The following is a 13660-nucleotide window of genomic DNA, read 5'->3' on the forward strand; positions in this document are numbered from 1 at the left end:
CAGAGACAATGGAAAATACGTCAAACTGGTTGACCAAACCTACGATGCCGGACATAGATACGTCAATATGCTTGACCTTAAAAATTCCGCCACGCAACAAACCGCCATGGAAGCCTTCTTCTTCGGCTACCAGGCCTTCACCGCCAAGGCCGACGAAATGCTGGCCCGCCGCGGCCTCAGCCGGGTGCATCAACGCATCGTGTTTTTTATCGCCCGGTACCCCGGCCTGAGCGTCAAGGAACTGCTGGATGTACTGGGCGTGAGCAAGCAGGCGCTCAATGCGCCGCTGCGCCAGTTGCTTGGCATGGAACTGGTGCAAAGCGTTGCCCCGGACGCCGACAAGCGCAAACGCCTGCTGGGCCTGACTGCCGAAGGTGAGAAGTTCGAACAGGCGCTGCGCCGCGAGCAGGTCAAGCTGCTGCAACGGGTGTTCAATGAGGCCGGGCAAGAAGCGGTTGATGGCTGGCTGGCGGTCAATCAGGCGCTGGGCCAGACTCTGCAGGGCGGTATGAAGCTCGCAGACGGCTAAACAGTACAAAAGTGTCGCAGTGAGCGAGTGCCCGTAACTGTACTGTCAAATACGTCCTTGGCTGTATCGCAAAGCGCCGTAGCCATTGCGTTTAGGCTTGGCGCCTGTCATTCGTGCCACCCAAGGAAAACCGCTGTGACCGATGCGATTCAAGCCCCGCTGCGCCCCCTGAGCGACTCGTCGCTGTCCGCCGTCGTTGCCGGTTTCATCGCCATGATGACCGGCTGCACCAGTTCGCTGGTGCTGATGTTTCAGGCTGGCCAGGCCGCCGGGCTGACCGGCGCGCAAATTTCCTCGTGGATCTGGGCGCTGTTCATGGGCATGGCGGTGTGCAGCATCGGCCTGTCGCTGCGCTATCGCTCGCCGATCACCGTGGCCTGGTCGACCCCCGGCGCGGCGCTGCTGATCACCAGCCTGGGCGGCGTTGCCTACCCCGAGGCCATCGGCGCCTTTATCACCTGTTCCGTGCTGGTGATGATCTGCGGCCTGACCGGCAGCTTCGAACGCATGGTCAAGCGCTTGCCGGCCTCCCTGGCTGCGGCCTTGCTGGCGGGAATTCTGTTCAAGATCGGTAGCGAAATCTTCGTCGCCGCGCAACATCGCACAGGCCTGGTGTTGGGCATGTTCTTCACTTACCTGGTGGTCAAGCGCCTTTCGCCACGTTATGCGGTGCTGGCGGCACTGTTGGTCGGTACGGCGTTGTCGGGCCTGCTCGGCCTGCTGGACTTCAGCGGCTTTGCCCTGGAGGTTGCGGTGCCGGTGTGGACCACGCCGTCGTTTTCCCTGGCCGCGACCATCAGCATCGGCATTCCGCTGTTCGTGGTGGCCATGACTTCGCAGAACATGCCCGGCATCGCCGTGCTGCGCGCCGACGGCTATAGGGTGCCCGCCTCGCCGCTGATCTCGGTGACAGGTATCGCGTCCTTGCTGTTGTCGCCGTTCGGTTCCCATGGCATCAATCTGGCGGCCATCAGCGCGGCAATCTGCACCGGTCCGCACGCCCATGAAGACCGCAACAAGCGTTACACCGCTGCGGTATGGTGCGGGATTTTCTATGCCATCGCCGGAGTGTTCGGCGCGACCCTGGCCGCACTCTTTGCCGCCTTCCCCAAGGAACTGGTGCTGTCGATTGCTGCCCTGGCGTTGTTTGGCTCGATCATCAACGGCCTGACCGTGGCCATGACCGAACCCAAGGAGCGCGAAGCGGCGCTGATCACCTTTATGGTCACGGCATCAGGGCTGACCCTGTTTTCCATTGGCTCGGCGTTCTGGGGGATTGTGGCGGGGGTGTTGACGTTGCTGATTCTGAACGCGCGTAAGGGCTGACCAGCGAGGTTTCAAGTACAACTCTTTGGAGTGAAAAGTTATGGGTGGGACCGGCTTTAGCCGGGAAGACAATGTGGCAGACGATAAGGATGTATCGATCCTGCCTGCCTCTTCCCGGCTAAAGCCGGTCCCACCGTTCTGTTACAAGCGGAAATGCCCGACCATCCCCTTCAGTTCCATCCCCAGCGAAGCCAGTTCGATGCTCGACGCCGCGTTACCCTGCATGGCCAGGGCTGACTGATCGGCGCTGCTGCGGATACTGGTGACGCTGCGGTTGATCTCTTCGGCCACCGAGCTTTGCTCCTCGGCCGCAGCAGCGATCTGCTGGTTCATCTGCTGAATCATCGACACGGCTGCGGCGATGCTGCCCAGAGCACTTTCAGTTTGCAACGCATCACTGACCGCCAGCTTGACCAGTTCGCCACTGCTTTGAATCTGCGCCACCGAGGCCTGGGCCCCGCTTTGCAGGCTGATAACCAGGCGTTCGATTTCTTCGGTGGACTGCTGGGTACGCTTGGCCAACGCCCGCACTTCGTCCGCCACAACAGCAAAACCGCGTCCCTGCTCACCGGCCCGGGCCGCTTCAATGGCGGCGTTGAGGGCCAGCAGGTTGGTTTGCTCGGCAACGCTTTTGATCACACTCAGGACCTTGCCGATGTTCTGGATTTCTGCGCTCAGGCTTTCAATACCATGACTGGCCGAAGCCGAGGAGCTGGCCAGTAGCTCAATGCGCTGCATGCTCTGACGCACCACGACCTGGCCGCTGTCGACTTTCTCATCAGCGGTCTGAGCTGCCATCGCCGCTTCTTCGGCATTGCGGGCTACATCGAGCACGGTGGCGGTCATTTGGTTCATGGCTGTGGCGACCTGCTCGGTTTCCTCTTTCTGGCTGTTGACCTCAAGGTTGGTCTGCTCGGTCACCGCCGACAGCGAGTGAGCAGAGTTGGCCAATTGTTCGATGCCGGCCTGCAGGCGGCTGACGATATGGCTCAATCCTGCCCCCATTTGTTGCATGGCCTGCATCATCTGACCGATTTCATCGCGGCGAGTCACTGCCACGCTGCCGCTCAGGTCGCCGGCGGCGATGCGTTGTGCCATGGCGATGACACTGCGCAGCGGGCCGACGATCAGGCGGGTAATCAGCAGGGAAGCGATCACCCCGACGATCAGGGCCACGATGGAGGAGCCGATGATCTGCATCGAGTTGAGCTTGAGTTCACCGGCCATGGACTGATCTTCGGCGGCATAAGCCTGATCCACCTGCTGCACGACCTGCCTGACGTTGGTCGCCAGTTGCAGGGAAACCTTGGCTTCGTCGCTGAGCAAGCCAGTGTATTCGTTGAGTTTGTCGCTGAAATTGACGATATGAGTGCCAACTTCGCCCAGTACGGTGAGGTAGCCATCGTCCTTGATCATGCCCTTGAGCTGTTCGGCGATGACCTTGGCCTGCTCGGCCTGTTCGATCTTGCCGGTCTTGACTTCGTCGCCACTGCCAGTCTTGCGGCTCTGGTCCAGACGCACCCGCGCCTCGTCCATGGCCTGCATCATCAGTTTGGAGACCTGGCTGACCTGATTGGCCTGCTCGATAAACTCACTGCCACTCGCGCCGTTGGATTTTTTCAGTTCATAGGTGCCGTCATCGTTGAGGCCGGACTGCAGCACATCGAGGTTGTTGGCCACGCTGGACACCGACCACGCAGCCATTTCCAAGGCCAGATCCTTGCTCTGGCTGATCGACACGAACTGATCAAAGGATTTGCGGTAGTCACCCAGCGCCTGCTGTACCGCACTCATCATCGTCTGATTGTTTTTCGACTGGCCCTTGAGTTCTTCGGCAAGGGCGTTCAAGTCGTCGATGCCCTTGTGCAGTGCATCGACGGTCTTGGGGTTGCTATGCAGGGCATACTCCTGCTCAAGCAGGCGCACCTTGAGCAGGCCGCTATTGAGGCCCGACATCTGCTGGAGGCTGTCGACATGCAGACTGATGTTTTTCAGGGACCAGACACCAATAGCCGCGACGACGGCGGTCAGGAGCAGAACCAGGGTAAAGCCCAGGCCCAGCTTTTTTGCCATTCCCAGGTTAGCGAAGCGTGCTTGCACGGCCGAAATCATAGCGCTTATCCCCGATCGATACTTACGGCACATTGACCAACGAATCAGGCCACCAAATCTGGCCATTCAACAATCGTGCAGATTCGCGCCGAGGCAAAGGCAAAACAAGTCTCTGGCGTCGGAATAATGGCAAAAAGCTACGTCAAGGTCGCTTTCAGGACAGTGGCCTCATCAGGCCGGTCCGTCCTGTTGAGTTGCGTCGGTTTTCACTGCCCGGCGCCAGCGACCAGCAAGGTGCCAGCATCGACATCCAGTGTAGCTTCGCAACCCAGAGGCACCGCAATATTCTTCTGCTCGTGGCCTATAGGCAGGCCACCCAGAACCGGAATGCCCAGTCCACAAAGGCGCTCGCACAATACATCGGCCGCAGTGATCGAACCCTTCATCCCGGACGGCTCACTGAACTGGCCGATGGCGATACCTGCCAGGGTTTGCAGGATGCCGCAGTTGCCCAGTTGGGTAAGCATGCGGTCGACCCGATACGCCGCCTCGCCGACATCCTCAAGCAACAGGATGGCGCCGCGCAGATCGGGCATGAACGAGGTACCGATGGAGGTGCAGAGGATGCTCAGATTGCCGCCCAGCAGAGTTCCCTGGGCGCGGCCTGTAGTACGCACGGAAAAGGTCGCCTCGGCGGCGTCGGCCTCGACCCGCACCGATTCGGTGCTCATCAGGGCATGACGAATGCTTTGGGTGAATGCGTCGCCCCGCTCAAGTTGCGTCGACACCGGACCATGGACCGAAACCAGCCCGGCCTGGGTCCACAGGGCCGTATGCAAAGCGGTGATATCAGAAAAACCTATGACCAGCTTGGGGTCACGGCGCACAGCTGCAAAATCCAGCTGTTGAACAATACGTTGCATGCCGTAGCCACCACGATTGCAGAAGATGCCGCGAATCTGTGGATCGGTCAGCGCCACATTGAGATCGGCGAGACGATGCTCGTCGGTACCGGCGAAAAATGCGTGCCGATCCAGCGCATGGGGGTAGACCTGAGGTCGCAGGCCCCAGCTCTTGAGTACTTCCACAGCGGTCTCGATCTTGTCCGCAGGCACCGGTCCGGCGGGAGAGACCAGAGCAACGGCATCTCCCGGACGCAATATGCCGGGGTGCAGGACAGGCAAGGTGGTGCAAGGCATTCGATAAATCCACTTGATGAGTGAAACGACACTGTAGGCGATGAGCCGCAGCGGTTACAGGGGCGGCTTCAACTGTTGTTGTCACTGTTGCTGTCCGCACCGCGCCGGGTTCTGGCCCCCTGCCAGCGGGTGACACTCTTGCTCAACCAATGGATAAAGCCGCCCGGTGCAGGTGCCACGGGCTTGCTTTCAAGCATCGAGGCCCGCGCCTTGGCCCGGAAGCGTGCCAGCCCTGCCAGGGCGCCGCGCAGTTCGGCATGTTCCTTGATCCAGGGCTCGAGATCCTGATAGTCGATACGATAAATCATGCAGTCGGTCATGGCGCAGAAGCGGGCCATGCTTGGCGACTGGTCGACAAAGCCGGTCTCGCCCAGCAACTCCCCCGGCCCCATGCGGCCAACTTCCTGCCAGGTCTCGCCTTGCTCCACCGACACCGAGACCACCCCCGATTCGATGATGTACAGAGCCTCCGGAACCACGCCCTGGGCCAGCACCACCTCGCGGGCACCGAAGGCATGCAAACGCATGTTGCGCTCCAGCCCTGCCAGGTCGGCCTCGCTGAGCATGCGCAGGGCGCTGACGGTATTGAGCACCGCCAGGGACCGGGTCGCCGGGCGCGCCTGGTCCTGACGGATGTCGGTGGCGGCGAGTTGGCGGTAGATCAGATCGTGCAATTGGTTGCTCACCGCCGAACGCCGGTCTCGCGACTTCACATAACCGGTGACCTGGTACTGCACGCTACGCAGCCCGGACTTGACCACCACCGCACCGGCTGCCGGCTTGGCCAGCAGCTCACGGCTGCCTTGCAACGCCTTGTCGATGGAGTCCAGCACCAGGCTGGGCCGCAAGCGCACCGGCAACTCGATGCTCAGGGTGATGGCGTGATAGTGATCAGGGCGACTGAAGTTGACGATGCGGTTCTTCGCAGCGATGGCGTTGGGGATCACCACCATACTGCCTTCGGCGGTCAGCAGATGGGTCGAACGCCAGTCGATTTCCACCACCTTGCCTTCGGTGTCATCGACCTTGATCCAGTCATCGACCATGAACGGCTTGGTGGCGTTGAGCACAATTCCGGAAAACACATCGCTGAGGGTACTCTGCACCGCCAGACCGAGAATGATCGCCACCGCCCCGGACGTCGCCAATAACCCCTTGACCGGTAGATCGAGGACATAAGCGGCGGCGGCCACGGCGGCGACCAGAAAGATAATGGCGCCCAACACATCCTGCAGCAGGTGGCCCTTGCCGCCGATGCGCGGTTCAAGGACCAGCCCGGTAAGAGTCGTCAGGGTCCGCGCGCCGAGCAGCCACCAGGCGATGCTCAGAATCGCCGACAACGCATGCCGAGATACCGGCAGGTCCGCCGGTACCACGTTCAACGGGCTCAAACCGGCATTGGTCAGACACATGCTGAACACCAGGAACAGCCCGAGGCGCAGCATCACCTTGCGGCGCAGCCAACGCGGATCAAGGCTGTGCCAGAGAATCAGGTCAACGACCAGCAGCAGCGAAGCACTGGTCAGCGGATAGGCGACCCACGGAAGATCCATCGACTTGCTCCATCCCGGCGTTGCTGGATTATGAAGAACGTCGCAGCTTAACCGAGAGCCCGGGCCGGAGCGAGAGCGCCATCGTCACATCGCCGTCAGGCCGCCATCCACTGCCAGGGCCTGGCCGGTGGTGAAGGCCGCGTTGTCACAGCACAGGTAGAGCACAGCCGTGGCGATTTCCTCGACCTTGCCGATACGCCCGACCGGGTGCATGGTGGCGGCGAACTCACCCTTTTTCGGATCAGACTCGTAGGCGCGGCGGAACATATCGGTATCGATCACCGCCGGGCACACCGCATTGACACGAATTTTCTTCTTCGCATACTCGATGGCCGCCGACTTGGTCAGGCCGATCACCGCATGCTTGGACGCGCTGTAGATGCTCATTTTCGGTGCTGCACCGAGGCCTGCGACCGAAGCGGTATTGACGATAGCACCGCCGCCCTGGGCCAGCATCAGTGGCAGCTGATACTTCATGCACAACCAGACGCCCTTGACGTTGACGCCCATGATGGCGTCGAACTCGGCCTCACTGCCTTCGGACAGACGCCCCTTCTCGATCTCGATCCCGGCGTTGTTAAAGGCGTAATCAAGGCGACCATAGGCGTCGATCACAGAAGCCATCAGGCTCTGCACCTCGGCATCCCGGGTCACGTCACAGCGCACGAACAGCCCCTCGCCGCCGGCTTCGCGGATCAGCGCGGCAGTACCTTCACCGCCGTCAGCGTCGAGGTCGGCCACCACCACCTTCAAGCCCTGTGCCGCGAACGCCAGCGCTGTCGCCCGGCCAATGCCCGCAGCCGCGCCGGTAACCAGAGCCACTTGACCGGAAAACGTCATGCTCATCGCCTTCATCCTTTTTATCGTTGTGGGAAGTTGGCCAGAGTCTAGACAGGGTCAGGGTACCTCGGTCAGCACTATCAGGGTGTCGGTTAGGGCCCCATGAATCATGGTGATTAAGCCTGCCACAGTTCATCATCCATCTGGATCGCCGCACATTCGCCAGAACCGCCCTGCTTGCGTCGCGCTCACACCGGGGCTTCAATCAGACTTCGCCTTATTTTCGAGGAACTGCCATGACCGCCCAGACCAATCGCCAATTCCTGCTCGCCAGGCGCCCCGTTGGCCAGGCCAGCCGGGAAGACTTCATCTTCCAGGAAGTCCCCGTTGCCGAGCCAGCGGATGGCCAGGTATTGCTCAAGAATCGCTATCTGTCACTGGACCCGGCCATGCGTGGCTGGATGAACGACAGCAAGTCCTATATCGCCCCGGTGGCCTTGGGTGACGTCATGCGTGCCCTTGGTGTCGGTGAAGTGATCGCCTCCAGACACCCGCAATTCGCCGTGGGCGATTACCTGCAGGGGGCCATCGGCGTACAGGATTACTTTCTCGGCGATCCCAAGGGTCTGCACAAGGTCGACCCGAAGCTGGCACCGCTGCCGCGCTACCTGTCTGCCCTGGGCATGACCGGCATGAGCGCCTACTTTGCCCTGCTCGACGTCGGCGCGCCGAAACGCGGTGACACCGTGGTGATTTCCGGCGCCGCCGGTGCGGTGGGCAGCGTTGCCGGGCAAATCGCCAAGATCAAGGGCTGCCGGGTCATCGGCATCGCTGGCGGCGAAGAGAAGTGCTACTCGTTGATCAACGAACTGGGCTTCGACGGCGCCATCGACTACAAAAGCGAAGACCTGCACGCAGCCCTGAAACGCGAATGCCCCAACGGCGTGGATGTGTTCTTCGACAATGTCGGCGGCGATATCCTCGATGCCGTGCTCAGCCGCCTGGCACCTAAAGCCCGGGTGGTCATTTGCGGCGCAATCAGCCAATACAACAACACCACCCCGGTCAAAGGCCCGGCCAATTACCTGTCCCTGCTGTTCAACCGTGCGCGCATGGAAGGCTTCGTGGTCATGGACTACGCCCCACGCTTCGCCGAAGCAGGCCAGGAACTGGCCGGCTGGCTGGCCCAGGGCAAACTCAAGAGCCGCGAACATATCGTCGAAGGCCTGGAAACTTTCCCCGAAACTTTGCTGAAACTGTTCAGCGGAGAAAACTTCGGCAAACTTGTGTTGAAGATCTAACCAGCCTGTAGCGAATCGAGCGCCATCGCGCTCATTCGTGGCGTGTTATTCGCTGGCCTTGAACGTCAACTCGCCTTTGCGCCACTTGGCCGCTTTGGCGGTTGCCGCCTTGAGCGTCTTGGTCAGGCCGCCTTGCAATTGTTCAGGGCCGGAAAACACCATCATCACGGTATGGCCTTCCTTGAAGACAATGCCGGTACCGTCTGCCGTCGTGACAAAGGCGTATTCACCCAGCCCGTAGACGGTCAATTTGACTTCGCGAAACTTTAACTCCAATTTGCCGCCTTCACGGCTGGGCAATACCGCCGCACGAAAATGATCGCCGACCTTGAGCTCAAGGCGCGGCTTGTCATCCACCACCAGTGCGGTTTCTGTATCGATCTCGGCAATATAAATACCTTCGGCGGTTTGCTCGCAGACATAGACGAAGCGCGACTGGAATTGCTTGACCAACTTGGCCCGAAGGTCGCCCAGCACGAACAGCGCGTGCGTATCCAGATTACTGACTGCCAAAGTACCAACCCCCAAAACATGACAAATGAAGCTGTCCAGCCAGCCATGGACCACGGACAGTGGAAAAATACGGAATCGGCCCCTTCGCCGCGTCGGCCTGGGCAAGGCCACAGGACTCAGCCATCAGAAGCGTGCATGCTCAGGTGCACGGTCCACCGCCGCATCGGCAGCAGACATTGACTGGTTTTGACAGCGACGGGTTATTCAGTCGGCTCAGGGCCGTCATGGTGATGCGCATCCTGCAAGACACGCACACTATCACTTACCACCCGGCCGAAAAAGAGCACAGATTCACCATTGATTATAAGGCAGGGATGAAACACTGAACTATCGGGCATGCTCCATGCTCACATTTGACGTACGGGCGCATCAACCCAACGCCTCGAGGAGACGACATGAATACTGATACTCCAACACTGAGCCTGCTGTTCGATCAACTGGGATTGCCTAGCGATCAGGCAGGCATTGACAATTTCGTCCGTACTCATTCGCCGCTGCCCAATGAGGTGAAGCTGTCGGAAGCCGATTTCTGGACACCTCAACAGGCAAAGCTGTTGAAGGATGAAATACTCGAAGACGCTGAATGGGCACCGGTGGTGGACGAACTGAATGTGTTGCTGCACAGCAAATGATCAGAAACCTGCCAACGTGACTTGATGATCCCCACACCGGATGTGTGGGGACCGCCCTGGTGACGATCGAGTGTGTAGCACTCGCAACACCATCGCCACCAAAACAGCCCTCACAACCACGCTCCGCCCCTACCTCAGCTAGATCTGATTCGGGTGGAGTATCCGCCCTCCCGGCTGCGGCGCATGGACGAACCACATCTGACCAAGGCGCCCGCTGTGACCGATCAGGCTGCGCCAGTGGGCCGAGCGATGAATGTAACGATGACGCAGCATGAGCTCTTCACCGGCATCAAGCTCATAGTCAGCACCCCGGGCATAGCGAATCAGCTTGGCGTTGATATCGAACAGTTCCGGCAGCAGCTGCAGCTCCGGCCGACTGCCAATGGGAGCGAAGGGTACGCCTTCGTCACAGGCCAGGGCGTGCATGACCCGCAATGAAACCAGGGATAGATGACCAAATACCTGGCGCCGCAGGCAAACCGCCGCCACCACCGATTTAAGGCCCAGGGAACAGCGCCCGTGCACAGTGTTCGCGCGTTCTTCGGCACACTCGACCTGCAACGACGCCAACGGATCCTCGGGGTCAAGCCAGTGCCCGGCATCCAGCGCCTGCAAATCGGCCTGGGCCTCAGCCCAGGCAGGTGTCGACTCCCAAGGGGTGCCACAGCTGACCAGGCAGCGCCGGGGACGGGTCACCAGAACCTTTTCCCTGACCTGCGGGTGATAACCTCCGCCGATATCCGAATGCGCCCCTGGCAACAGAATCTCCCGAGGCCATTGCGGAGCAATGCTGTTGAGGGCGAAATTGCGCCGCTGCTCATCCCGCGCCACCAGATGTAAAACCTGCTGCGCGCAGCCCGGCGGCAGGTAAAGATTGACCTTACGGTTCGCGGCATCCCGCACATTGCCCATGTCCAGCAGGCCGGCGACCGCCGCAACTGTATCGAACAACCCGATCACCTTGAGCAGTACGCTGTCGTTGCCCCAGGCAAAGTCGGGGCTGAATGCACTGGCGTAACGACTGAACAACGGGTCGAGCGCGCCCTTGCCCTGTTTCAGCACTTCATTGGCAAAATGCCGCGCCGAAGCTGCACCGCGACTGAAACCGAACAGGTCCAATTCCAGGCGCGCAATGCGGCAATCCGGGTTATGCGTCCCGAACGCCTCCAGACAACGACCGATCTTTCTGATCGCCTGCTCCGCCTTGGCGACGACACCGGTAGAACCCCGACCAAAGCTCTGCCCCGGCCATAACGAATCACCGCCCTTGGTAGTGGTTCCAACACCACTGATATAAATAGCCCAATAAGCCCTTAACTGATCTGCTTCACGGCTGGCTTTGAGCTGATGGGGATACAACTCGAACAGGCGGGCTATATTACTCAGCGCAGCGGCATAGCTGCTGAAGGGATTATCGCGACAGCCGCGACACTCGACACTATGTTCGTACTCGTTAACTTCGGCCATGGCGCGGCAATCAGCACCAATACGACTATTGACCCGATTATTTCCCGTGCCGTCGAAAAATAAACCTATGCGCACGATGACATCCGATGTGACAGAGGCTGGCGAATGTCCTGCTGCCTGTACTTTCCTTGTACTTTTCATGATTTTCGTCCTTACCTGCGCGACCATGAAGTGGCCGCTAAAATCAGAACCCTTGTTAAGTTAAATATATTGATACACAACAAAATAACGTCAAGCAGAAACATCCCTTATCAGAAAGTTCCTACATTAATTCAGGGTATAGCTTATAAAAACAGCATGACCGTCAATTCAAACAAATCGCGTTAATACACCAACAATACAATTAATCAATACACCTAATCCCGTTTCCCATAAAAAGAAAAGCCCCGTTGGCGAAAAAATCGCAAACGGGGCTGGATTGCCAATGAGTGGCTGTTCAGCGCTTGGCCGCAGCCGTTCCCTGCGGCTTATAACCCATGCGCAAACCACCCCAATGCCGCCCCTTGATCATGATCGGCACCGACAGGTCGTGCATCAACTCACCCGTGTCACGGGTATAGGTTTGCAGCAGTACGGGCTTCTGATGACTGCCGCAACGAATGCCGGTGCGATCATCGAATTTACGCTTGCTGCGACTGCGCACCATGTCTACCGCCGGATCTCCCGTTGGTGCTTCGGCGAAAGCATTGTTATGGGTGGGCACGTAGCCTTGAGGTGTACAGGCAATGGCAAACACCAATCCTTCGTGCTTCGGCAGCAAAGGCTCCTGGATCGCCGGGAGGACCTGATCGGTATAGCGGTCGAAGCGGGTCTGATACTTGACCGGCACTGTCTTGGCGATTGGCTGGTAGCTGCGATCAAACAAGTCTTCAAGGCTGACCCGGCCCTGATCGATATCCTGCTCGAATCGGGCGGTAATCTGCGCCACCCCTTCACGAGCCAGGTCGTAGATGCGTTGGTGGTAATCATCCAGGCCCACCTCGGCCAGACGCTCACTGATGGTTTCCGCCTGCTCCTCCATCTGCACGGCGGTCTGGGCCAGATGGCGGGTCTGCTCGTCGCTGATCGCCAGGTCGCTGCGCATCTGCTGCACGGCGACAAACAGGCTGGCGAGCTGCTCCTGATTGGTCTGCGCGCCCACGGCAATCTCGCTGACTTCACTCTCCACGCCAGCGGCCAGGCGGGCGATATTTTCCAGCTGTGCACCGGTGTGTTCGACCTGCTCGAGACCACTGTCCAGGTCACTGGACAACTGGCGGATCTGTTCCACCACTTGCCCGGTGCGCAGCTGGATATCAGCGGTCATCTGCCCAACCTCCTCGGTGGCACTGGCGGTGCGCGCTGCCAGACCACGGACCTCATCGGCCACCACAGCAAAACCGCGGCCGTGCTCACCAGCCCGCGCAGCTTCAATGGCAGCGTTCAAGGCCAACAGGTTGGTCTGGCTGGCAATAGACTGGATCACCAGGGTCACACGCTGGATCTCCTCGCTGCGCTGGCTGAGGGCCTCGATCAGCTGGCGACTGCCCACCGCCCGCTGGCTCAACAGGCGCATGCGCTCGATGGACTCGGCGAGCACGCCACTACCGGCAGCACTGCTGTGCCGTGCCTCAGTGGCAGCGGCCAGCGCCTGCTGGCTGAGCATCGCGGTCTGATGCTCGGTAGCGATCATGGCGTCGGCGCTACTGACAATCTTTTCCGCAGCATCAAGCTGCGACTGCACCTTGCCAGCCAATTGCCTGACGGAAAACGCCACCCCCGCCGCCGAAAGCGCATTGTGACTGGTGGTATAGGACAAATCTCGAGTCAGGCGAGCAATACCGCCGTCGTCCGCAGCAGCTTCGACCACGACCGGACGCGACGCCAGCAAGCGAGGCAGCCAGACCGCCACAAGCACCACTGGCACCGCCAGATACAGGGACAGCCCCCACAACACCACAGCCGCCAACACCAGGCACAGAACGACTGTCTGCACGACCGGTATCAGCCAACCCAAGGCGCGGGCACCGCCAGCCCCATCGCCGGACTCGCCCTGCACGGGCAGCGACCCCAGCAACGATCCGTTTGCCATATGCCTCACTCCCTCTGTCTTTATCGTTATTTGTACGGATTAAACGTCAGATACCAGCGTTACGCCATGAGTCGTTAGTTGTAACCACGAAGATAGAGAGGATAGGCAACATTTAAGCCCCCAGAACCCGGATGACTCCGATCAGAGGGTTCTGGCAGACACAAGAACGCCGGGGGGCGGGCGGCAGGGGGGCCCCCGCGGGGGGCGGACGCAGCGGGGAAAGCGCGCCAGAAACCC

11 protein-coding genes and 1 pseudogene are annotated in these 13660 nt (G+C 60.0%); 4 read left to right on the forward strand and 8 right to left on the reverse strand.

Annotated features, from left to right (window positions below; translation table 11 throughout):
- The first annotated feature begins 67 nt into the window (after window positions 1-67).
- Entirely contained in the window at window positions 68-529 is a 462-nt protein-coding gene (locus ACCD02_RS21140) for a MarR family transcriptional regulator (protein WP_413306045.1), read from the forward strand.
- A gap of 135 nt (window positions 530-664) precedes the next feature.
- Entirely contained in the window at window positions 665-1855 is a 1191-nt protein-coding gene (locus ACCD02_RS21145) for a benzoate/H(+) symporter BenE family transporter (RefSeq protein WP_413306048.1), read from the forward strand.
- 141 nt (window positions 1856-1996) lie between these two features.
- On the opposite strand, the gene ACCD02_RS21150 is transcribed toward ACCD02_RS21145, so the two are convergent.
- The 5 genes and pseudogenes from ACCD02_RS21150 to ACCD02_RS21170 form a co-directional block, all read right to left on the reverse strand.
- Window positions 1997-2881: a methyl-accepting chemotaxis protein gene (locus tag ACCD02_RS21150; RefSeq protein WP_413306090.1), complete on the reverse strand. Its 885-nt coding sequence runs from the start codon at window positions 2879-2881 to the stop codon at window positions 1997-1999.
- Window positions 2858-4033: pseudogene (locus ACCD02_RS21155) on the reverse strand (HAMP domain-containing protein); the annotation flags it as partial. The gene ACCD02_RS21150 and the pseudogene ACCD02_RS21155, both read right to left, overlap by 24 nt.
- A gap of 140 nt (window positions 4034-4173) precedes the next feature.
- Window positions 4174-5106 carry a S66 peptidase family protein gene (locus ACCD02_RS21160; RefSeq protein ID WP_413306051.1) on the reverse strand — a complete coding sequence of 311 codons (933 nt, stop codon included), beginning with the start codon at window positions 5104-5106 and terminating at the stop codon, window positions 4174-4176.
- A 68-nt stretch (window positions 5107-5174) separates the two neighbouring features.
- Entirely contained in the window at window positions 5175-6659 is a 1485-nt protein-coding gene (locus ACCD02_RS21165; RefSeq protein ID WP_413306053.1) for a mechanosensitive ion channel domain-containing protein, read from the reverse strand.
- 84 nt (window positions 6660-6743) lie between these two features.
- Entirely contained in the window at window positions 6744-7505 is a 762-nt protein-coding gene (locus ACCD02_RS21170; RefSeq protein WP_413306055.1) for an SDR family oxidoreductase, read from the reverse strand.
- A gap of 230 nt (window positions 7506-7735) precedes the next feature.
- Here ACCD02_RS21170 and ACCD02_RS21175 point away from each other — a divergent pair, with 230 nt between their 5' ends.
- Window positions 7736-8740, forward strand: coding sequence for an NADP-dependent oxidoreductase (locus ACCD02_RS21175; RefSeq protein ID WP_413306058.1), 1005 nt, complete (start codon window positions 7736-7738; stop codon window positions 8738-8740).
- 45 nt (window positions 8741-8785) lie between these two features.
- Here the strand turns inward: ACCD02_RS21175 and ACCD02_RS21180 are convergent, their stop codons facing one another.
- Window positions 8786-9253 carry a hypothetical protein gene (locus tag ACCD02_RS21180; RefSeq protein WP_413306060.1) on the reverse strand — a complete coding sequence of 156 codons (468 nt, stop codon included), beginning with the start codon at window positions 9251-9253 and terminating at the stop codon, window positions 8786-8788.
- A gap of 395 nt (window positions 9254-9648) precedes the next feature.
- On the opposite strand from ACCD02_RS21180, the gene ACCD02_RS21185 reads away from it, so the two are divergent.
- Window positions 9649-9885 (forward strand): DUF2789 domain-containing protein, encoded by a 237-nt coding sequence (locus tag ACCD02_RS21185; protein ID WP_413306063.1) that lies wholly within the window; start codon window positions 9649-9651, stop codon window positions 9883-9885.
- Between the two features lie 138 nt (window positions 9886-10023).
- Here the strand turns inward: ACCD02_RS21185 and ACCD02_RS21190 are convergent, their stop codons facing one another.
- Window positions 10024-11493, reverse strand: coding sequence for a T6SS phospholipase effector Tle1-like catalytic domain-containing protein (locus tag ACCD02_RS21190; RefSeq protein WP_413306066.1), 1470 nt, complete (start codon window positions 11491-11493; stop codon window positions 10024-10026).
- Window positions 11494-11788: 295 nt separating this feature from the next.
- Window positions 11789-13423, reverse strand: coding sequence for a methyl-accepting chemotaxis protein (locus ACCD02_RS21195; protein ID WP_413306069.1), 1635 nt, complete (start codon window positions 13421-13423; stop codon window positions 11789-11791).
- Between the last annotated feature and the right edge of the window lie 237 nt (window positions 13424-13660).

Origin of the sequence: Pseudomonas sp. Pseusp88 (assembly GCF_047303955.1) — a bacterium.
Taxonomy (GTDB): domain Bacteria; phylum Pseudomonadota; class Gammaproteobacteria; order Pseudomonadales; family Pseudomonadaceae; genus Aquipseudomonas.

Bases quoted from the DNA above. Each gene is read 5' to 3' on its own strand.
- ACCD02_RS21140 (WP_413306045.1), top strand. From the start codon at position 68: ATGCTTGACCTTAAAAATTCCGCCACGCAACAAACCGCCATGGAAGCC.
- ACCD02_RS21150 (WP_413306090.1), bottom strand. From the start codon at position 2,881: ATGATGCAGGCCATGCAACAAATGGGGGCAGGATTGAGCCATATCGTC.
- ACCD02_RS21160 (WP_413306051.1), bottom strand. From the start codon at position 5,106: ATGCCTTGCACCACCTTGCCTGTCCTGCACCCCGGCATATTGCGTCCG.
- ACCD02_RS21165 (WP_413306053.1), bottom strand. From the start codon at position 6,659: ATGGATCTTCCGTGGGTCGCCTATCCGCTGACCAGTGCTTCGCTGCTG.
- ACCD02_RS21170 (WP_413306055.1), bottom strand. From the start codon at position 7,505: ATGAGCATGACGTTTTCCGGTCAAGTGGCTCTGGTTACCGGCGCGGCT.
- ACCD02_RS21175 (WP_413306058.1), top strand. From the start codon at position 7,736: ATGACCGCCCAGACCAATCGCCAATTCCTGCTCGCCAGGCGCCCCGTT.
- ACCD02_RS21185 (WP_413306063.1), top strand. From the start codon at position 9,649: ATGAATACTGATACTCCAACACTGAGCCTGCTGTTCGATCAACTGGGA.
- ACCD02_RS21190 (WP_413306066.1), bottom strand. From the start codon at position 11,493: ATGAAAAGTACAAGGAAAGTACAGGCAGCAGGACATTCGCCAGCCTCT.
- ACCD02_RS21195 (WP_413306069.1), bottom strand. From the start codon at position 13,423: ATGGCAAACGGATCGTTGCTGGGGTCGCTGCCCGTGCAGGGCGAGTCC.